Origin of the sequence: Planococcus sp. S3-L1, assembly GCF_030063085.1 — a bacterium.
GTDB classification, from domain to species: domain Bacteria; phylum Bacillota; class Bacilli; order Bacillales_A; family Planococcaceae; genus Planococcus; species Planococcus kocurii.
Window position 1 is genome coordinate 94,624 of record NZ_JASISN010000008.1, and the last position, 18,809, is coordinate 113,432.

The 18,809-nt window shown below is 41.7% G+C and carries 20 protein-coding genes and 1 riboswitch; of the genes, 1 reads left to right on the forward strand and 19 read right to left on the reverse strand.

The genetic code is table 11. The features are described from left to right. Positions 1 to 91 precede the first annotated feature (91 nt). The 9 genes from QMF37_RS09835 to QMF37_RS09875 all read right to left on the reverse strand — a co-directional run bounded on the left by QMF37_RS09835 (position 92) and on the right by QMF37_RS09875 (position 7,793). Positions 92 to 898 (reverse strand): PHP domain-containing protein, encoded by an 807-nt coding sequence (locus QMF37_RS09835; protein ID WP_283478209.1) that lies wholly within the window; start codon positions 896 to 898, stop codon positions 92 to 94. Continuing rightward, positions 888 to 1,613 (reverse strand): phosphonate C-P lyase system protein PhnL, encoded by a 726-nt coding sequence (locus QMF37_RS09840; protein ID WP_058384035.1) that lies wholly within the window; start codon positions 1,611 to 1,613, stop codon positions 888 to 890. Before QMF37_RS09840 ends, QMF37_RS09835 begins: the two co-directional genes overlap by 11 nt. Before the next feature lie 210 nt (positions 1,614 to 1,823). Further along, complete coding sequence (gene phnM, locus QMF37_RS09845) at positions 1,824 to 3,005, reverse strand: phosphonate metabolism protein PhnM (protein WP_071152839.1); 1,182 nt, start codon at positions 3,003 to 3,005, stop codon at positions 1,824 to 1,826. Between the two features lie 13 nt (positions 3,006 to 3,018). Further along, complete coding sequence (locus QMF37_RS09850) at positions 3,019 to 3,858, reverse strand: ATP-binding cassette domain-containing protein (protein ID WP_283478173.1); 840 nt, start codon at positions 3,856 to 3,858, stop codon at positions 3,019 to 3,021. Next, on the reverse strand, positions 3,851 to 4,717 hold the full coding sequence (locus QMF37_RS09855; protein WP_071152840.1) for an alpha-D-ribose 1-methylphosphonate 5-phosphate C-P-lyase PhnJ: 867 nt from the start codon (positions 4,715 to 4,717) through the stop codon (positions 3,851 to 3,853). Before QMF37_RS09855 ends, QMF37_RS09850 begins: the two co-directional genes overlap by 8 nt. Beyond that, positions 4,707 to 5,822, reverse strand: a complete 1,116-nt coding sequence (locus QMF37_RS09860) for a carbon-phosphorus lyase complex subunit PhnI (RefSeq protein ID WP_071152841.1) — start codon at positions 5,820 to 5,822, stop codon at positions 4,707 to 4,709. Before QMF37_RS09860 ends, QMF37_RS09855 begins: the two co-directional genes overlap by 11 nt. Continuing rightward, the gene (phnH, locus tag QMF37_RS09865) at positions 5,823 to 6,419 is read right to left on the reverse strand and encodes a phosphonate C-P lyase system protein PhnH (protein ID WP_071152842.1); all 597 of its coding nucleotides are present in this window, start codon (positions 6,417 to 6,419) and stop codon (positions 5,823 to 5,825) included. A gap of 37 nt (positions 6,420 to 6,456) precedes the next feature. Continuing rightward, positions 6,457 to 6,879: a phosphonate C-P lyase system protein PhnG gene (gene phnG, locus QMF37_RS09870; protein ID WP_071152843.1), complete on the reverse strand. Its 423-nt coding sequence runs from the start codon at positions 6,877 to 6,879 to the stop codon at positions 6,457 to 6,459. A 176-nt stretch (positions 6,880 to 7,055) separates the two neighbouring features. Next, entirely contained in the window at positions 7,056 to 7,793 is a 738-nt protein-coding gene (locus QMF37_RS09875; protein WP_342743356.1) for a GntR family transcriptional regulator, read from the reverse strand. 181 nt (positions 7,794 to 7,974) lie between these two features. Between QMF37_RS09875 and QMF37_RS09880 the strand changes: the two genes are divergently transcribed. Next, on the forward strand, positions 7,975 to 9,012 hold the full coding sequence (locus tag QMF37_RS09880; RefSeq protein ID WP_071152845.1) for a PTS sugar transporter subunit IIC: 1,038 nt from the start codon (positions 7,975 to 7,977) through the stop codon (positions 9,010 to 9,012). A 57-nt stretch (positions 9,013 to 9,069) separates the two neighbouring features. On the opposite strand, the gene pabB is transcribed toward QMF37_RS09880, so the two are convergent. The 10 genes from pabB to QMF37_RS09930 form a co-directional block, all read right to left on the reverse strand. Next, positions 9,070 to 10,839 (reverse strand): aminodeoxychorismate synthase component I, encoded by a 1,770-nt coding sequence (gene pabB, locus QMF37_RS09885; protein WP_071152846.1) that lies wholly within the window; start codon positions 10,837 to 10,839, stop codon positions 9,070 to 9,072. After that, positions 10,814 to 11,437: an anthranilate synthase component II gene (locus QMF37_RS09890; protein WP_071152847.1), complete on the reverse strand. Its 624-nt coding sequence runs from the start codon at positions 11,435 to 11,437 to the stop codon at positions 10,814 to 10,816. Before QMF37_RS09890 ends, pabB begins: the two co-directional genes overlap by 26 nt. A 252-nt stretch (positions 11,438 to 11,689) precedes the next feature. After that, on the reverse strand, positions 11,690 to 12,037 hold the full coding sequence (locus QMF37_RS09895) for a GNAT family N-acetyltransferase (RefSeq protein WP_071152849.1): 348 nt from the start codon (positions 12,035 to 12,037) through the stop codon (positions 11,690 to 11,692). A 26-nt stretch (positions 12,038 to 12,063) separates the two neighbouring features. Further along, positions 12,064 to 12,468: a DUF1259 domain-containing protein gene (locus QMF37_RS09900; RefSeq protein WP_071152850.1), complete on the reverse strand. Its 405-nt coding sequence runs from the start codon at positions 12,466 to 12,468 to the stop codon at positions 12,064 to 12,066. Between the two features lie 456 nt (positions 12,469 to 12,924). After that, positions 12,925 to 13,377, reverse strand: a complete 453-nt coding sequence (locus QMF37_RS09905; protein WP_071152851.1) for a flavodoxin domain-containing protein — start codon at positions 13,375 to 13,377, stop codon at positions 12,925 to 12,927. Then, positions 13,358 to 14,404: a ribonucleotide-diphosphate reductase subunit beta gene (locus tag QMF37_RS09910; RefSeq protein WP_071152852.1), complete on the reverse strand. Its 1,047-nt coding sequence runs from the start codon at positions 14,402 to 14,404 to the stop codon at positions 13,358 to 13,360. The genes QMF37_RS09905 and QMF37_RS09910 overlap by 20 nt, the downstream gene beginning before the upstream one ends. Positions 14,405 to 14,416: 12 nt before the next feature. After that, positions 14,417 to 16,702 (reverse strand): ribonucleoside-diphosphate reductase subunit alpha, encoded by a 2,286-nt coding sequence (locus QMF37_RS09915; RefSeq protein WP_078080779.1) that lies wholly within the window; start codon positions 16,700 to 16,702, stop codon positions 14,417 to 14,419. 1 nt (position 16,703) lies between these two features. Further along, entirely contained in the window at positions 16,704 to 17,189 is a 486-nt protein-coding gene (locus QMF37_RS09920; protein ID WP_071152853.1) for an acyl-CoA thioesterase, read from the reverse strand. Positions 17,190 to 17,338: 149 nt separating this feature from the next. Continuing rightward, positions 17,339 to 17,515: riboswitch (cobalamin riboswitch) on the reverse strand. Positions 17,516 to 17,611: 96 nt separating this feature from the next. Further along, positions 17,612 to 18,388, reverse strand: coding sequence for a PAS domain S-box protein (locus QMF37_RS09925; RefSeq protein WP_071152854.1), 777 nt, complete (start codon positions 18,386 to 18,388; stop codon positions 17,612 to 17,614). Positions 18,389 to 18,595: 207 nt separating this feature from the next. Beyond that, positions 18,596 to 18,781 carry a DUF3934 family protein gene (locus QMF37_RS09930; RefSeq protein ID WP_058384017.1) on the reverse strand — a complete coding sequence of 62 codons (186 nt, stop codon included), beginning with the start codon at positions 18,779 to 18,781 and terminating at the stop codon, positions 18,596 to 18,598. Positions 18,782 to 18,809 lie beyond the last annotated feature (28 nt).

Below are 18,809 nucleotides of genomic sequence, written 5' to 3' on the forward strand. Positions count from 1 at the left end.
GTCTGGAATAGACAAGAAATTCTATTTGTTGGTTACAGTACAACATATTTCCACGACAAAATACTGAAATTTACAGGAACTTTACAGAGTTTTAACGATGGGTAAGATCTTCAGGACTAACAATCGCTCCTGGCTCTACTGCTGTACCGAAAGCGCCGTGATAATCGCTACCACCGGTCATGACCAAACCGTATCGCCTCGCTAATTCTTCTACCTTCTGCTGATCTTCCAGTGAATGATCAAAATGATTACGTTCAATTCCACCAAGACCTGCATCAAGTAATTCAGGTATCAAATCAAATGAATTTAACTGTCCAGGATGTGCCACAACTGCTACGCCTCCGTCAGAGACAATGGCCCGAACAGCATAAACCGCTGCGACATACTCAATGTCACCTGCTGCAACGCCATTCCCTTTAAATAGACGTTTGTAAAGGGTTTGATATTCTTTAGTGATGTAATGATCATCTGTTAATTGTTGCATGATGTGCTGTTTGTAAACGGTGGCTGAAGGGTTAGCCGATTCGATAACTGCTTCTACATCCAATTGAAATCCTGCTTCTTTGATCCTGTCCATCTGCCACATTGAATGGCTGTGGCGAAGTTCTGATAGTCCTTTGCATAACTTAGAAATAGCGGATGCTTCCGGACGGAAATGATAGCCGAGTATGTGCACTTTTCGCTGTCGTTTGAAATCATAAGCCGAAATTTCAATGCCTGGTATAGCTTGTATTCCATAGGCTTCAGCGACACGTTGCTGCTCTTGCCAACCCGCAACTGTGTCATGGTCGACAAAGCTGATAGTCGTGACTCCTGCTTTTTCGGCTTTTTTTATGACGTCTGTGACCGAATCTGCTCCATCTGAATAGTGGCTATGTACATGCAGGTCAGCTTTCAGTGCCAACACCTACTTTGTCAGTAACGGTCAGTGTTCTTGTTTGCATGTCGTAAACTTTGTCGCAAAGCCCTTCCATGAATTCAATATCATGAAAAATTCCAACAAGTGTCGTGCCATTGGCTTTTAACTTTTCAATAATTTCCCGCACTTTCAGTTTTGATTGATAATCAAGGCTGGCAGTCGGTTCATCGAGCAAGAGCAAGCGCGGTTTTTTTACAGTTGCCATTGCAATGTTCAAACGTAATTTTTCACCGCCTGAAAATGTATTGGGGTAGCTATCCCAAAGTTTCGGATCAATTTCAAAATGAGCCAATGCTTTTTCCGCTTCTTCGTGTGCGATTGATGCTGCTGAACCCATTTCTAGTAAAGCGTTGGTTACCAATTGACGACACGTAGTTCTCGGCATGACGTTCAAAAACTGCGACACGTAGCCGATTTCATATTTTCGCAAATGGAGCATTTGTCGTTCGGTAATATGTGACAGGTCGATTTTTCCGAAAGCCGCAGAGTTGTAGAGAATTTCTCCGCGGTCAGGTAAGTATGTACGGTAAATGCTTTTCAGAATGGTAGATTTACCGCTACCGCTTTTTCCAACGATGCCAATGAATTCGGCTGCTTTTAAAGAGAAGTTAATATCTTTTATAGCTGGCATTATTTTGTTTAGATGATGAATTGTGAACCGTTTCTCAAAGCCTGTTATTTCTAACATTGTCATTGTATTGCCTCCTGTTTTTAGCTTGAGACAGCTGCTTAGCGTGGATGCGCTCGTGTTTCCTAGGAGTAGAGCGCCTCCACGTCAAGGCAACCAGCGAGAACTACCATAGTCTTCTTGGGTTGTGGAATCGTTAGACGTCGTCACATTCCGTTACTATGTGTAGAAACTTAGATTATGCCCGTCGAATCTACACGGGCGCTTGCGCTTTTCTTATTTAATTCGGTAGTTTGTTGTGGTGATCAATACGCCATTGACCATTGTGGTGGTTAGCATTGGGTAGCCGTCGTCCATTCGCTCGATTACTAGGAGGTCCGCTCTTTTTCCGACTTTAATGGAGCCTAGTTCATCGTCCATTTTCACTGCTTTTGCGGGATTCAAGGTAACCATCATGAACATCTCGTGTAAGTTGTTGCCATACTTCTCGTGAAGGTCAAAGACGGCGTGCAGCAGCGCGGGTGGGTAGTAATCGCTGCATAAAATGTCCATACACCCTTGGCTGATAGCTTCTGCAGCGGATAGGTTGCCTGAATGCGAGCCACCTAGCATGACGTTTGGAGCGCCGGCAATGGTATGAATGCCCAATTCTTTTGCTTTTGCCGCAACTTCTAGTGTGATGGGAAACTCGCTGATGGTTGTGCCAAAGCTTTTTACCAAATCGAGTTTTTTAATGTCATCGTCATCATGTGAAGCGACCGCGATTCCATGAGCCCGTGCAATATCTGCTACTTCTTTTATTTTTTGAGTTGTTAGGCATTCCATGCTTTGTCGCTCTGCAATAAGCACATTGACGTCTTCATCTGAAATGTCTCGGTAGCCCTTTAACGTTTCTCGGTAGACTTCTAGATTGCGGTACTGGCCTTGTCCGGGTGTGTGGTCCATAAATGACAGCAAGTGTACTTTGCCATCTTCAATGTTTTTCACCAACTGGTCTACTTCATCGATGTTGTCGATTTCAAAGCGTGCATGCAAACGGTGGCGAATTAAATGCAGTCGGTTATGCGTCGTTTCGATAGCATCTACCATTCGTTGGATGTTCGTAGGGTTGCGCATCGGCTTGTGTGAAAAAACATCTTCTTTATAGAACGATAACGAATGAAACATTGTCGTGATGCCATGGCTGATGAGAATTTTTTCCGCTTCTCGTAAACTAATATCAAAATCCATCATGCTTGTCGGACGCGGTGAAGCGATTGTTTCGATGTAATCAGAATGAATGTCGATAAAGCCGGGAGAGATGTATCCTCCGCGGGCATCGATCAGTCGGGCTTCTGGATAATCACCGATTTGCTCTTTAGGAATGATTGCTCGGATAAGTTCTCCTTCAACTACGACTACAAATCCTTCTAGTATCGTTTGCTCGGTTACGATTTTGCCGTTATGAATAATATACAAAGTATCGATCCTCCTAGAGTAGTGAGTACACAAGTTGCTGCGTGTATGCATGTTGTGGGTCTTCTAATACTTGATCGGTCAATCCTTGTTCGATAATTTCGCCATTTAGCATGACAATCGTTCGGTCTGCAAGCATGCGAATAACTGCCAAATCGTGTGACACAATGATCATGCTGATGCCAAGTTCCCGTTGTATTTTTTTAATTAAATCCAAAACATTAGCTTGTACAGATAAATCGAGACCGGTCGTCACTTCATCTAAAAATAGAATAGGAGGATTATTTGATAATGCTTTTGCAATTTGAACACGTTGCTGCATTCCTCCTGAAAAATTGCGTGGTTCTTCTTTCATGCGGTGGAGTGGAATATGGACATTATCAAGCAATCTTTTACTGATCATTTCCATTTCTCCAACATTTCGATTGCCTGCTGCAATTAGTTTTTCAGCAATATTTCCGACAGAAGAAAAATTCATTTTTAACCCATGGACTGGATTCTGATAAACCATTCCGTAGTCGTGGTTGCGAATGGAACGCTTTTGTTGAGAAGACAATTCAAATACATTGATACCAGCTAAAGCGGGTTTATCAATATACGCATTCCCTGACGCAACGTCAGTGTCAAAGTAAAGACATTGCATTAACGTTGATTTCCCGCTTCCGCTTTCTCCGACAATCCCTAGAATTTCGCCTGGGTATAAATCAAGAGATACATCGCGCACTGCATAAACTGTGCCACATTTCGCACAGAAATTTTTCTCTAATTGAGCGGCATCCAAATTGTCGCAATGGGGACAACCGGGTCCAAATTGTTTGCGTAGATTGCGGACTTTCAAAATGGGTTCTTCACGCATAGCTGCTCGTCACCCCGACTTTCTCTTTGCTGTTCAACTGATCCATACAATAACTCGTGTCGTTGCATTGGTAGACAGTTTCCCCTGTTTCTTGATCAATTAATTCATCTAAGAAAACGTCTCCTGTGCCGCAAAGACGGCATCCTTGTCCATTAAATGATTCGACAGCAAACGGATAATCATCAAATGCTAATGATTCGACAGCTGTATAAGGTGGAACGGCGTAAATTTTCTTTTCACGTCCCGCACCGAGTAAAATCAAGGCTTCTGAATGATGCATTTTAGGATTGTCAAAACGCGGAATCGGACTTGGTGCCATGACATAGCGTCCATTCACATAAACTGGATGATCTGCATAAGTTGCGGTTTTGCCGTATTTCACAATTTGCTCGAACAACATTAGCCAAGCTCCGCTATAATCATCTTCAGCATGCATGCGCTTTGTTTTGTATTCGCTTGCTTCAACAGGTCGCAAAGGTTCAGGTATAGGTACTTGAAGAATTAGGATTTGATCTTTTGTCAACGGCACTTCAGGGATTCGGTGGCGTGACTGAATCAAATCAGCATTTTCAGTTTGATCAGTGAGTTGAACACCTGTCGTTTCTTGAACGAGTTTTTTAATACTGACTGCATTGACTGACTCGTCAGCCCCTTGGTCGATGACTTTTAGTACATCCGATTGGCCGATTAAAGACAGCGTCAACTGCAGGCCGCCTGTTCCCCAACCACGTGCAATCGGCATTTCCCTTGAAGCGAAAGGTACTTGGTATCCCGGAATCGCCACAGCTTTCAATGTAGCTCGTCGAATCTCTTTTTTAGAACCTTCATCAAAAAAGGCAAAATGCGTATTAGCTCTCAACTGCCGTTCCCTCCTTTTTTACTTGGCGAATACTGTCTAGTTTAGATTGAAACGTGACGTAATGCGGTAATTTCAAATGAGAAATAAAACCAGTAGATTCTACTGAATCGATATGTAATAAGACGAACTCCTCGTCATGAGTTGGGAATTCGGTGTTTGGATGTTCTAGGCACTGATCTAGAATACTCATCGCAATCGCTTTGGTTTCGTTTTGGCCGTAACAAACACCGTAACCAATTTCAAATTCCAATGCATCTTCATTGTTGGTGTTTTTTACAGTGACCGGTACAAATGACTCTACTTCGGTTATGCGTATTTCACCGATATAAAATTGGTCTTCGGGGTCCAAATCCGTTTTGTTCGGATGAGCTGTATAAATTGGAACTTTTCCGACACGAACTTCGCCGACAGTCGGATGGACTTCTCCATATCCTCGTAACGATGCATATCCAAATGAAGTAACAGCTCCTGTTTGGCCCCGTGTCATTACTTGTAAACGGGCACTTCTCGTTGTTGGAAACTGCAAACTTTGTTTAGTAACATCAGTAGGTTGCGCATTATCCGGTTCGAATGTTTCGAACAAGCCTTCTTCACGTAGGTAGTCGACAACTTTTGGGAAATAGACAACCTCTTGTCCCGATTGGATGACTGACAAACTGTCTCGGTAATCTTGCAGCCACTTTCGATTAACTTCAGCGTTTTCTTCCATCATTCCGAAGTCCAACAAACGGTGTGTGTAATCGTACGTAGCACCTAACAATTGGCCACCGGGAACGTCTTTAAAGCTTGCCGATATTCGCCGTTCGACAAGCATCGTCTCAACTTCGACCGTCTCACTATAGTAATGACGCGGCAAAGTCGAACGATGCGCACGCATCAAGAAAACGGCTTCTTCCATACTGCCTTCACCTTGTTTGATAGCCAAAGCTGCTAGTTCTGGTGAGTACAGACTGCTTTCCGACATTACTTGATCCACCATACTGCCCATTGTCGACAAAATTGTCTTGATTTCCAAAATTTCTTGACCTTTTAATCGTTCGTACGTCAGGCGTTTAATCGAAGCATCAATCGCCTGAGTTCCACCTTTTACAGGAACATAGCCCATCTATTTCACCTCCATCGGAATTGCCGAAACGCTTCTCGGTATACAAGCGATTTGAGCCGCTTTGTCTGCAAAAATGAGATCGATGCCCATTGGATACTCTTTGATGCGACTGTCTCTCGTTTGCCAAAACTGATTGGATTGGTCGGTTTGTAAGTGAGCTTCTGTCCGTATTCCTGGTCCAGTCAACTGCAGGGGCCCTTCATTAACCAAATTCGCACTTTCAATGATCCAAGTTGCCGATTGATGCGGATCAATCAAATTACCGATTTTGCACTGTATCATCGCCTCTAAAATGTCTATTTCTTTATCTTCTTTTAAGACGATAATAAAATCGGCTGCTTGCACTGATGCAAAACGTGCTGAAGTATACTCAGAAATTTTACCGATTAAGTCTGTTCTATTTTTCGCTATTACATGAAATGTGACTTCAGCATCCAACAGTGCCATCGCACTCAAAATAAGTGCGTCCGTACAGCCAAAATCAACGTCCACATTTTTTGTTTGTTGTTTAATGGTAGAAATAGTTCCTGGTCGTGACATACTATGTACTATTTTTCGATAAACTTGCTGCAAGTCATGTATTCGATCAATCGCCATATTATCTCTCCTGCTCAGTTAGTTTTTAGGCTGTTGCTTAGACTTCCATCGTTTCGAAGTTAACTTTTGTTTTGAAAAGTTCAGCTTGTTGCTGGGCTTTGGCTTTGTTGATTTGCTGTTCTTCTTCTAGCAATCTTAGTTCCCAATCCTGCATTTCAGGAAGTTGCGCTTTAAAGGCTGCATCAATAATCGCCAAATATTCAGCGCGCAATTCGTCCATTCCGACTAATAGACCTGTCCCAATTTCTCCTGAAATTTCTACTTTTGCTTCTGTTATTAGGACTTCCCCCATATAAAACAAAGAGTTTTTAGCAGATTCTCTCATCTTCACCATAATCATTCCTTGTTCAGGAGCTGTTACTTCACGATATTCGTATTTATTTGTGACACTGGTTGCCATTTCTTTTGCCAATCTGCCATCGCCTTGAATAAGAATTTCTGTTCGTCTGCGCCTTTTCATGTTCACTGCCTCCTCGTCTGTAAGTTCATCGTAACTTGTCGCCAAGTGGCCGTGTTTTAAGCTGTCGTTAAGCTTTTGTAAAGGCGCTTAACAATTGGACAACCCAAAAAGCAGGTAGAGGAAACTGAATCGTTTTCTCTACCTGCTTTTATTACGTATGAGAGGGTGTGACTTGTTTAATTCATCGTAATATCGTATGTAAATTTATCACTGCGATACAAAATTTTCGTATGCTCAAGCACTTTACCCGTCTTTTCATCAATACAGTCATTCTCTACTAACAAAAGAGGCACCATGCTTTTACAAAGCAGAAGCTGTTGCTCTGCCGAAGTTGGAAAAGAGATGCTTAATAAGGTGTTGCTGTCGACAAATTCGCTATAGCCATGTTGTCGATAGTACGCAAACATTGAACGAATATGAGGTCCTTCTGTTGCTATTTCAGAAAATATTTTCTCACTGACAAAAGAATGATGAATAGCAATGGGCTGTCCACCGATTATCCGAATTCTTGAAACCTTGTAGACCTTGTCTGTTGATTCACACTCCAACAAATTGTAAATTTTTTCTTCGTACGGAGCTTCTTCACAACGAATAAGACGCGTCTTCAAATCATAACCAGCTTGTTGCATTTTTTCAGTAAAACTCACTTTTCCGGTTAAATGCAACTTGATCAGCGTAGACTTTTCTTTTAAAAATCTTCCTTTGCCTTGTTTTGAAAAGATAAAACCACGTTCTTCTAGCTTAGTCAACGCTGCGCGGACAGTCATACGGGGCACGCCATACCAATTCGCTAGTTCGTTTTCTGAAGGCAATTTTTCACCAGCAACAAATTTTTTTAATGTGATTTTTTCCATTAATTCATCTAAAATTTGCGTCTCTTTATTAACCGAAATAAATACCCCTCCCTTTTCTATCTACTTTCACTATGGTCATTATACGCTATTTTCAATTTTAGTTAGTTTACTGTCTTTTATTCTGTCCAATTAAATACTTTCGTACACCAACGCGTTAATTCACTAAATTTTCATTGCTTTATACTCTAGCATTCATTATAGTAGTAACATAATTTAACTAAGCAAGGTAGGAGTTGCAGAGATGAAAGAGTTTATGAGTAAACTGTTGAATGGTGTAAGTATTGGCGTGGTCGTAGCCCTAATTCCCAACGCATTATTAGGCGAGATTTTAAAGCTATTGATCCCGCACTTTCCTCCATTGCAGCATTTGTTTGATATTACAATTTTCACCATGAGCTTATTGCCCGTAACAGTTGGCGTCATGGTTGGTATTTCTTTTAAATTAACTCCAATTCAAACAGCAAGTGTCGGCCTTGCAGCTATGGTTGGTAGCGGTGTCGTCGAAAAAACGGCAGAAGGCGTTATGACGTTAAATGGGATTGGCATTGTCGTCAATATTGCCATTACAGCGGCATTGGCAGTGTTGTTTGTCCAATTAATCGGCGATAAACTAAAAGCGTACGCGATTCTATTAATGCCTACTTTAAGTATTATGATTCCCGGAATGATTGGTTATTTATTGCTACCAATGATGAAACAATCGACTGGGTTGATCGGCTCACTGGTTGCGCATACTACTTCTTTGCAGCCCATAGTCATGGGGGCTATTATTGCAATGATTTTTTGCGTTGTCATTCTACTCCCGGTATCCACCGTTGGGATTGCTACAGTTATCATGCTATCTGGTGTCGGGGCAGGCGCTGCAAATTTGGGGATCGTGGCAGCAGGGATCGGCTTGGCTATTTCGAGCTATAAAGCCAATTCTCTAGGAACCGCACTCGTGCACGTACTCGGGTCTCCGAAAATTCAAATGAAAAACTTTTTAATGAAACCACAAATCGCCATACCCATGGTCATTACAGCTGCTGTTCTAGGCGCTTTGGCCGGCATCTTGAACATACAAGGCACTCCTTATAGTGCCGGTTTTGGATTGTCTGGTCTCGTTGGTCCATTGAATTACATAAACCTAGCAGAAGGTGGTTGGAGTGGCCGTAATGTTGCAGTCATGCTCAGTACATTTCTAGTACTTCCAGTCATTTTGAATGTTGGTTTGCTGTACATCTTCACACGTAAGCTGAAAATAATTAAAGCTGATGATTACAAAATTGATTTTGAATAAAAATGAAAAAGCCCAGCGAGAGAATTTTTCTCGGCTGGGCTTTTTCATATTCACACGCTACAGCGTCAAACTAGTTACATCGTGGTCATTTACTAGCTCTACAGCTAGCCATCCTCGTACACTATTGACCAACCACAAAGCGTCGCAGTCAGCCAGTTCTTCTTTAGTTATCATTTTTTCTTCGATAACTTGCCGGTCTACCAATTGCTGTCGAAATGTTCCTGCTAACAAGCCGCAAGAAACCGGAGGCGTAAAAAACTTACCGTTTTTTTCGAGCACTGCGTTCCCAATCGTAAATTCTGTAATCTGCTGCTGTTCATTCCATAAAATGGTCGAAAATATTCCTTCTGGTAGTTTTCCAGACGCCTGCTCGTATACATCACGATGCGTCGTTTTGTGGAATAAAAACGGATCACGACTATCTACCGCGCGAGGCGCCCAGATGCACTTGACTGGTTGAGCGATGGGTATTATGTTTTGTGCTTGCAGCTCTATTTGACCGTCTTTATCCACTAGCAACCGAATTTTGTATAACCCTACTGCATGTTTCTCTGCAAGTCTCCCTAATTCACTTTCGATTTTCTGAATATTTCCCGGGAAATGAAAATATTCTGCGGAATCTTTAAGACGAGCTAAATGATACGGCAGCAATGGATAATTTCCGTCTTCTAGTTTCAAGGATTCTAACAAATGAAACACAGGCCTTTTCGCTGTTAGCACTTGTGCCTTTGTATGAAGTTCTTGAAATTCCCCTTCAGAAGTTGAATCCCATGTAATACCCCCACCCACTCCGAAACGCGCAGTATCTCTTTCCCGGTCGATGACAACGGTTCGAATTGGCACATTAAAGACGGCTTGTTTTTCAGGCGTTATAAATCCGATAGCGCCACAATATACTTCTCGTGGTGTTTGTTCTAAATCAGCTATGTATTTCATCGTGCTAATTTTAGGTGCACCGGTAATCGAACCACATGGAAATAAGGCTTGAAACCAGTTTAAAATTGTCGCTGTTTCATCTAGTTCCGCTTGAACTGTAGATGTTAACTGATGAACTGTTGGATACGTTTCTACTGTAAACAGTGCCTCTGTTTTGACTGTTCCTTTTTTAGCTAATCGGCTCATATCGTTTCGAAGCAAATCGACAATCATTAAATTCTCAGCCTGTTCTTTTTCAGAACTTACTAATGCCTTTACGTGCTCGTTATCTTCATGTGTCGTGCGACCTCTTGATGCTGTGCCTTTCATTGGTTTAGCAGTAATTTTGCCTCCCTGCACTTTAAAAAACAGTTCTGGAGACGCGGAAAGTACACGGAACCTGCCGAGGTTTAAATAGGCCCCGTAATCTGCTTGTTGGTTTCTCGCTAGTTGACGATAAAATGCCAAATCGTTCCCTGTGAACTTTGCAGACAGCCGTTCTGTGTAATTTACTTGGTACGTGTCACCTCTTTCAATTGCCTGCTTGATTTGCTGAATGCCTGTTTTGTAGTGATCGATAGAGCTCGTCATGTTCCATTCTGAAACAGCATATGTTTGTAGTTCTTCAACAGGTGCATATTGTTGGGGTTCATTGAAAATGCCAAACCAAACGAGTGGCATTTCTCCTTGTGACTGCACGCGCATTTCGGGGTGAAAAGCTGGAGCTGCTTCATAAGAAACATAGCCCGCTGCGTAAAATCCATCTCCGACTGCCTTCTCTACCTTATCCATAATTGTTGGCACTTCTGCTAATACAGCTGTTTCGAAGATGCTTACTGGCTCACTAAAAAAAAGCGGTTCAATTTCGCCTGCTTCATTTCGAAACTCATACAATAGGTGAGGGTTTGACATTTCCAGCACCTCCCTTATTATTTTCTTTCCACCACTTCGCAAGTTCATAGCAATTTTTCAGCATGGCAAAGCCTTCAGCTGTTAAAATCGATTCTGGATGAAACTGGATGCCTTCAACCGGCATGCTTTGGTGCCGAACGGCCATGACTGCTCCGTCTTCTGAACGTGCGGTCACGACTAAACAGGTAGGAAGAGGTTCTTGTGCTACTAGTGAATGATAGCGAGTGACAGCTGTTGGATTGGTTATTCCTTTAAACAATCCGCCTTCATCATGCGTTAAGATGGAAACTTTCCCGTGCATTGGCCGACTTCCTTTTACAACCTGTCCTCCAAAATGTTCAATAATAGTTTGATGGCCAAGGCAAACACCTAGTATTGGGATCTGTCCACTTAGCTCTGTCAATACAGCTTGACTCGCGCCAGTTGCAGTCGGACGTCCAGGTCCAGGTGACAGTACAATGAGGTCCGGCGCGAGATTTTCTAGTCGTGTTACAGTAAGTTCGTCATTTTGAAAAACGATTACAGCGTCGTCCAACTGCTCAAAATAATGAACGAGATTATAAGTAAATGAATCTTGGTTATCGATGATGATAATCACGGGCACACCTCTTAACTCTACTTTAGTGAATCGTTTCGCTATTTTTATTATACGCTGTGAAAAGCGTTTGATGGAAATTTATCCATAGCAAATACAAGAGTTTGAGCAATGTCTTTGCGACGAATTTAGCGTAGTGATGTTTGCCCTTTTCCGCCCCCGTTCCAATTAGCCTGCTTTTACTAGGGCTACAAAATAAAAATTGATGGAGGAAAACCAATCATTTTTCTCCATCAATCTATTTTGAAACCCCCTTTATGCGCTGCATTTCGTCATAAAATTCTTTGTTTCTTTAGAAGGTTTTGCTTGGCGGTTCCCCATTACTCTTCCGACAGATACTATCATTTCATGACCAATACCTTCTCCTCGAAATGAAGGAAGCACGGAAATATGCTGGACTGTGAAAAACTCGTCGTCTTCTACGTGAATACCAATAATGCCCACATAGTAATTGTCTGCTTTCCAGAAGAAAAGTTGCCAATTCGGACGCTCGTTGTATAGCGCCATCGTCTTTTTCAACTGTTTCACATTTCGCTCTTGGGGCATGTATGCTAGCAAACCCATTGCAATTTTTTCATGCGATTTTCTATATCTGTGAATCACCAATACCCCCCTCTTTCGCTAGTCCTTCAAACTAAAGAATTTTGTTGAATGGCATCGAGAGCAGTTGCTAGTCTCCTAGCAAAATCTTCAGGTGGTTCTTCTGACGACAAGTAAACGCAGATGATGTCCGGATTCGTATCCACACGATGCTGATAAGTCGTTGGCAATGGAATCGGATATTGATGAAGCGCATTGATAAACGAATCTAGCTCGCTTGGCAGCAAAAAAATCTCTGCCTGATTGAGTGCATCTCCATTTTCTTGTACATGTTTAAAAGAAATATCGTGATCTAACGTACAACTAAAATTTTTATTATGAGAAACAATATTGATTGTTCTTTTTCTTTTAACTAAACATTCTCCTGCCTGCAACTCTACCTCTGCATTCATCAGCATACCTACTCGTTCAGCTAATTGTTGCAATTGCTTCATCCAGCTCACCCTCTCTATTTTTTGCACAAACTTATCTATCCTTTTGGAAAAGAAATGTAGACAGAAAAACGCCGAAAAGAACCGTACGATTCTCTTCGGCGTTGTTTACAGCACTATTGTCTGTTACATCCAGCCAAATCATTAACGATATATATGATTACATTTATAGACATCTATGGAGTAGATTTTTTTGACGGGAACGCCGAATTTCCGTACTTTTTAATCTGCTCTCTCGTATAGGTGTATCTGGCATCTTAAAATACAGCAAATAAAAGTTCACAACAAAAAGTTCCAACGTTTTATACGACTGGAAGTAGAGAGAATTTACATTTTCGCTCTTTTATCTTCTATACCCTGTTTCCGAAAAGTAAACACTTTTCGGAAAATAAAAAAACCCTAAATGGCTCACATTAAAAGTGGCTATCGTTTAGGGGCTAGTTCACTATCTGGGTTTTGTCATTTAGTAGATTGAATCAGCTCAGCTAATTTTTCACAGCGAATAAAGTCACGCGGCTGCGGTGTCAATTCTACTTTCAAACTGGCAACTAGTGTTGTCTTTACGTACAGCATGTCTCGAAAACGATCGACTGCTCCACAAAACTCTGCGAAAAAACTATCGCCCGTCCCGAAAACCGCCGTTTGTAATTCTTTGTGTTCTAGTTTTTCAATCGCATGATATAAATCGCGCAGTTCTCCAGGAATTTCACCACTTCCCCACGTATACGTTCCAATTAACAGCGTATCGAAATCCGACAAGGCTGCTAGTGGAAAATCTTCTATTTTGTATAGCTCGGTATGAAGTCCTTGTTGCAAAATAGCTGCTTGTAGCATCTCTGCTAGTTGTTCTGTGTTGCCGGTAACAGAAGCATAGACAATCGCCAGTTTCGGCTTATAGCTCGTCAAAACCATTCGACTGCGACACTTTCGTATACGTGCGTGATTTCTGTTCAAAGAAATCCGATTTTGTGTCGTTCATCATGTCATCACCAAATACGTGAATCCAAGGCATCGGATTGCTGCGTTCTTCGTATAAATTATCTAGTCCTAGCTGACGCAGACGCTTATTGGCCAAATACTCAACGTAGCCCTCAAACTCAACCAAATCCAAGCCCTCAATATCAGCCAAAATGTAATGCGCCCATTCTTTTTCTAGCTGTACTGCTTTGTCGATCGTTGTATAAATATATTGAATGTTTTCATCTGTATGCAATTCCGGATTTTCTGTCAGCATAATGCGGATAAATTGCGCGATAAAATAGGCATGCTGCATTTCGTCGCGTTGAATATAGCTAATCATCGTACTGGTTTTTAGCATTTTTTGCTGACGCGCCAAATGGTAGAAAAACGCAAAGCCAGCATAAAAATAAATGCCTTCGAGATTGATGGAATTGACGCTCAGCTTAAATAAGTTTTGCGGCGTTGGATTTTGTCGAAATTCCTCGTATGCGTCTAATATCAATTCATTTCGTTTCTGAACAACCGGATCGCTTTTCGCTTGATCGAAGCGTGCGTTTTGTTCGCTTACGGATACCAGTGAACTCAATATATACGAATATGACTCCGTGTGTACCGCTTCTTGCTGAGAAATGACGGCAAAAATGGCTTTGAAGCTCGAATCGGTCACATAATCCATTGCTTGACTCATTGTTGGTGTTTGCAAGCTGTCGAGTGACGCTAATTGCGTGTTGATCCGTAAAAAGACATCCTTTTCTACATCGCTCAAGCTATCCCATTGCTTGATGTCGTCTTGCATATTAATTTCTTGTGCTTTCCAGAAGTTAGCAAGCAATGCTTGATACAAATCATACATTTGCGGATAAGCAATGTCGTTCCAGTTTAACAGCCCCGAAGACTGGCCGTTCAACACGCCAGTCGATTTGTTTGGGTGCTCCGGATTTAATAATTTAATCTTTGTTAACGGTTCATGTATGGTCATGATCATTCTCCTTTAGCTTTGGCATGCTTCGCATTCTTCGATTTCTGCCTGAGACGTACTGCGGACATAGTAAGTCGTTTTTAAGTTTTGCTTCCATGCTTCTAAATGTAATTCCAACAACTCTTTTGCTTTAATCGTGTGCGGCACATAAAAGTTAAAGCTAATCGATTGATCAATATGGCGTTGACGCGCTGCATTTTGTCGAATGCTCCATTTTTGGTCCAATACGTGACGCGAACGACGATAATAATCATACGTGTTGTGATCCAAGTCTGGTGCAGTCACTTTAAATTTGAAATTCTTTTTCTCTTCTGCGTATTCCACTGCGTATAGCGGATCAATGCCGTCTGTTGAACCACCAATTTTCGCAGTTGATGAGTTAGGTGCAACAGCCATCATCCAGCCATTTCGAACTCCTGTTGTTGCCACTTGCTGTTGCAAGTCATTCCACCGCTCACTTGTGTAGTTGCGACGTTCAAAATACTCGCCTGTGTGCCATTCAGAACCTAAAAACTGACTGAACGCGCCTTTTTCTTCTGCTAGTTGCATAGAAGCACGTATCGTTTGATAAGCAATTTCCTCGTAAAGCTTATCGGCAAACTCAACCGCTTTTTCACTTTCCCAATGGATGCCTTCAAGTGCAAGTAAGTGGTGCCATCCGAACGTTCCTAAACCAATTGCGCGGTATTTTTTATTTGTTGCTTCAGCTTGTCCTACTGAAATCGTATTCAAGTCAATGACATTATCAAGCATGCGTGTTTGAATCGGCACTAAACGCGCTAATACGTCCGCTCCAACCGCTCTTGGCAAGTTGATCGATGACAAATTACAAACCACAAAATCGCCTGGTTTGCGGATCATGACGAGGTTGCCGTCTTCATCAGTATATTCTTTAACAATAGTAGTAGCTGACATATTTTGCATAATTTCTGTACATAAGTTACTGCAATAAATCGATGTCAGCCCGCGACCTCTTGTGTGCTTGTTCGGGTTTTGACGATTGACTTCGTCACGGTAAAACATATACGGTGTGCCAGTTTCTAGCTGAGACACCATGATGCGCGCCATAATCTCCATTGCGCGGTAAGTTTTACGCGGCAACAACGGATGATCAACTGCTTCTTGGTATTTTTCGCTAAAGTATTTGGTGTCTTTTTCATCGTAAAAATCTTCAAGTCCTAAGGCATTGCCATTTGCGTCTTTCCAACCCATCACTTGCTTAACTTGGTGCGGACAAAACGTATGCCACTCGCCAATACTGCGTCCGTTTTCGTCTTTTTCTTGCAAACGCTCCATAAACAAATCTGGAAGTGACACACCTGTGAAAATATCATGTGCTTTACGGCGCTCATCGCCATTATTGGTTTTCAAATCCAAGAAGCCATTCATAATGTCTTTATGGAAGACATCTAAGTAAATCGCGACAGCTCCTTGACGCTGACCTAATTGATCCACACTGACCGCCGTATCGTTAAGCAAGCGAATCCACGGTACAACGCCTGAGGAATTGCCTTTGAATTTTTTAATGTCTGAGCCTAACGCTCTTACTTTGCCGTAATAAATGCCGATGCCCCCACCATCTTTACTAAGACGCGCGATATCCCAGTTGTTTAAGTAAATGCCGTCTAAAGAATCGTCTACCGTATCGATAAAGCACGAAGACAATTGCCCAAAACTTTTACCTGCATTCGATAAAGTTGGAGTCGCAACGGTCATATACAAATGACTCATCGCCCAATACGCTTCTTTAACAAGCTCTAATCGACGCTCTTGCGGCTCATTTTGCATCAACGTCATGGCAATAACTAAAAAGCGCTCTTGCGGGAGTTCAAACAACTGCCCTTCATAGTCTTTTGCCAAATAACGATCTGCCAGTAAAAACAAACCGATGTAGTTAAATAGCAAATCCCGACTCGGCTCGATTTCTTGACCTATTTCTGTAATCTCCTCTTGTGAATAAGAAGCTAAGAGCTCTTTTGAGTAGATCCCGACTTGTGTTAATACTTTGATTAACTTATAAAAGTCACCATATTTTTCAGTAGCGGAATAATTGCGGCTGCTTGCGGCTTTCTTATACAAATCACTGACATACAACTCTGCCGCTACGTAAGTCCAGTCTGGCTCGTCCATGGTGATACGATTTAATGCATAAAGTAAGGATTGCTCGCCTTTTGCTTGTTCAGCGAGTTTTGCTGCTCGCTCTAGTAGCTCGCGCGTATCTAGTCCATAAACCTCAGTTGCTCGCTTGAGCGCTTTTTCTACTGCGTCCATTTCTGTTGTATCTGTTTTCATATTCATATCAGCATAACTCCTTTGCGAATTCGTTTACTTTCATGCGTCGTTGCTTCCGCTCTTGTGCGCTTTTGAATAATTCTTTTTCAGCAGGAGTTTCCGGTATAACACCAACGACTGGCGTCGGTTTGCCGTCACCGTCGACTGCAACCATTGTCAAAATGGCTGTCGTCGTCAAATTTCTATTGCCGGTTTCAATTTGTTGGCATTCAGCTTTAACGTACACTTCCATCGATGTTCTACCTGTCGATATCACAACACCTTCTAGGATGAAGATGTCCCCTACTTTAGCAGAAGATAAAAAATTTACCGTATCAATCGAAGCTGTTACGACTGCTTTTCCGCTGTGCCTCATGGCAGTAATCGCGGCAATTTCATCAATATACGCGAGTACGGTTCCACCGAATATCGTTCCTAAATGATTCGTATCAGGTGGCAACACTAACTTTGTTTGAATGGTTCTTGCTACACCTGCTGCTAATGGTTCTGTCATGATTGCATTTCCTCCTTCTATGTAAAACAAAAAAACCCATCCTCTCAAGGAGGATGGGTTGGAAAACGCAGAATAGCGAATAAAGGCAGCAAAAAACCAGCTGCTTACGCAGAATATCTTCGTTATCCTTCTCAACTCCCGGAGAAGATCATAAACTTAAAACAAAGGCAGGTCTCCTGGCTTGTGCGTCGTCCTCTGCTATCTCCTTCCCGTCCATTGGACAGTGGATTGTGATAGCTCGTCAGCACTTACAGTTGCGGGTACAGCTCCGGTATTATCGGATTCCCTTTTAAGCCTTCTCAGGCACCTTCATCACTATTTTTACTACATATAGTTATTAATATGATAAAAAACACTAAATATTGTATCTATACACTATAAACCACTTTCATACTTTTAACAAGACTATTTAAAAACTCGTTTTAATTAGCTAACAAATATTGTTTTAAAGCTTGTTTTACTGTGCCTATTGTCTTTAATTTGCTAAAGTCTATGCGCACATCGACAGCTTTTAATGCCAGTTCTGGTCGAATTCCTGTAAAAATAATTTGAATACCTAATAAGCGCATGATTTGATCAATTTTGTATAGAAATTCTGCAACCACATTATCGATATTGTAAATCCCCGAAACATCAATAATGAGACAGTGCAAATTTTCTCCTTGAACTTTCTGCGGGATAACATCGAGCAGGCGCATACTTCGGTCCCCATCGACTGATCCTACAAGTGGTAGTACAGCTAGTCCATCAATGATCGGAACAATTGGTGCCGAAATTTCGTTTTTAAGTTGCAAAAAGTCATGCGACATTTTTTTCTGAAGCGTGATGTCCCGCATAATAGACTGGATTGCTATCGTTTCTCCGTACTGAACCGGGTAACAATACAATTCTACATCGGCTAAAGTTCCGTCAAAACGTCTAACAGTCGTCTCCATTAATTCTCCAATCGTTCGATCTTCCATTCCTTTTTGAATCCGTTTCGTGATTAATTCTTTAAAGTCATCTGTAAAAACTCCTACTACATCTGCCCCTACAACTTCTTCTTGCTTCGCTTTAAAAAATTCAGCACCTGATTTGTTTATATATAAAACCTTCTGATTTGAATGGATAATTGTTGTCTCGTCGGAATAATTCACGATTTCTTGATACATTTTTTCTTTTTCTGGAATACTTACTAACGAAGTTGGTCCATTCGTCATATCCCTTCACCCCTTTCGTTTCGGAAACTATCTATTACTCATTTTACACTTTTTCGAAAAAACTTTCAGTATTTACCAATACGCGAAAATAACTCATTCATTCTTACTAATTTTACCACTCATGAGACAAAAATTCTTATCATCCATTGCGATTTCACATCAAATAAAAAAGAGCTGCCAGTTGAGCAACTCCCCCTACTTTCCTATCTATGCATCGACCCATTCAGAAGCTAGTTCTTTTTCTGTTTTCGGCTCGTCCGCTTTTTTAGTATTTTTGCTCGTATACGGTTTAAAGCTCTTGGCTTTGTTGGCGCCAGATTTCCAGCGAGTCCATCCTTTTTTGCCAGTTCCCTGACCCGTACCACTTTTCGGTTTCGCTTTTGCTTTGCTCATTTTAATCACTCCATTACTGCTACATTAC

What these genes read in the sequence shown, in the direction of transcription:
- QMF37_RS09910 (WP_071152852.1), bottom strand. Translation starts at nt 14,404, where the DNA reads ATGACCATACATGAACCGTTAACAAAGATTAAATTATTAAATCCGGAG.
- QMF37_RS09880 (WP_071152845.1), top strand. Translation starts at nt 7,975, where the DNA reads ATGAAAGAGTTTATGAGTAAACTGTTGAATGGTGTAAGTATTGGCGTG.
- pabB (WP_071152846.1), bottom strand. Translation starts at nt 10,839, where the DNA reads ATGTCAAACCCTCACCTATTGTATGAGTTTCGAAATGAAGCAGGCGAA.
- QMF37_RS09905 (WP_071152851.1), bottom strand. Translation starts at nt 13,377, where the DNA reads ATGGTTTTGACGAGCTATAAGCCGAAACTGGCGATTGTCTATGCTTCT.
- QMF37_RS09920 (WP_071152853.1), bottom strand. Translation starts at nt 17,189, where the DNA reads ATGACAGAACCATTAGCAGCAGGTGTAGCAAGAACCATTCAAACAAAG.
- phnG (WP_071152843.1), bottom strand. Translation starts at nt 6,879, where the DNA reads ATGAAAAGGCGCAGACGAACAGAAATTCTTATTCAAGGCGATGGCAGA.
- QMF37_RS09925 (WP_071152854.1), bottom strand. Translation starts at nt 18,388, where the DNA reads ATGACGAATGGACCAACTTCGTTAGTAAGTATTCCAGAAAAAGAAAAA.
- QMF37_RS09915 (WP_078080779.1), bottom strand. Translation starts at nt 16,702, where the DNA reads ATGAATATGAAAACAGATACAACAGAAATGGACGCAGTAGAAAAAGCG.
- QMF37_RS09860 (WP_071152841.1), bottom strand. Translation starts at nt 5,822, where the DNA reads ATGGGCTATGTTCCTGTAAAAGGTGGAACTCAGGCGATTGATGCTTCG.
- QMF37_RS09930 (WP_058384017.1), bottom strand. Translation starts at nt 18,781, where the DNA reads ATGAGCAAAGCAAAAGCGAAACCGAAAAGTGGTACGGGTCAGGGAACT.
- phnH (WP_071152842.1), bottom strand. Translation starts at nt 6,419, where the DNA reads ATGGCGATTGATCGAATACATGACTTGCAGCAAGTTTATCGAAAAATA.
- QMF37_RS09850 (WP_283478173.1), bottom strand. Translation starts at nt 3,858, where the DNA reads ATGCGTGAAGAACCCATTTTGAAAGTCCGCAATCTACGCAAACAATTT.
- QMF37_RS09840 (WP_058384035.1), bottom strand. Translation starts at nt 1,613, where the DNA reads ATGACAATGTTAGAAATAACAGGCTTTGAGAAACGGTTCACAATTCAT.
- QMF37_RS09900 (WP_071152850.1), bottom strand. Translation starts at nt 12,468, where the DNA reads ATGAAGCAATTGCAACAATTAGCTGAACGAGTAGGTATGCTGATGAAT.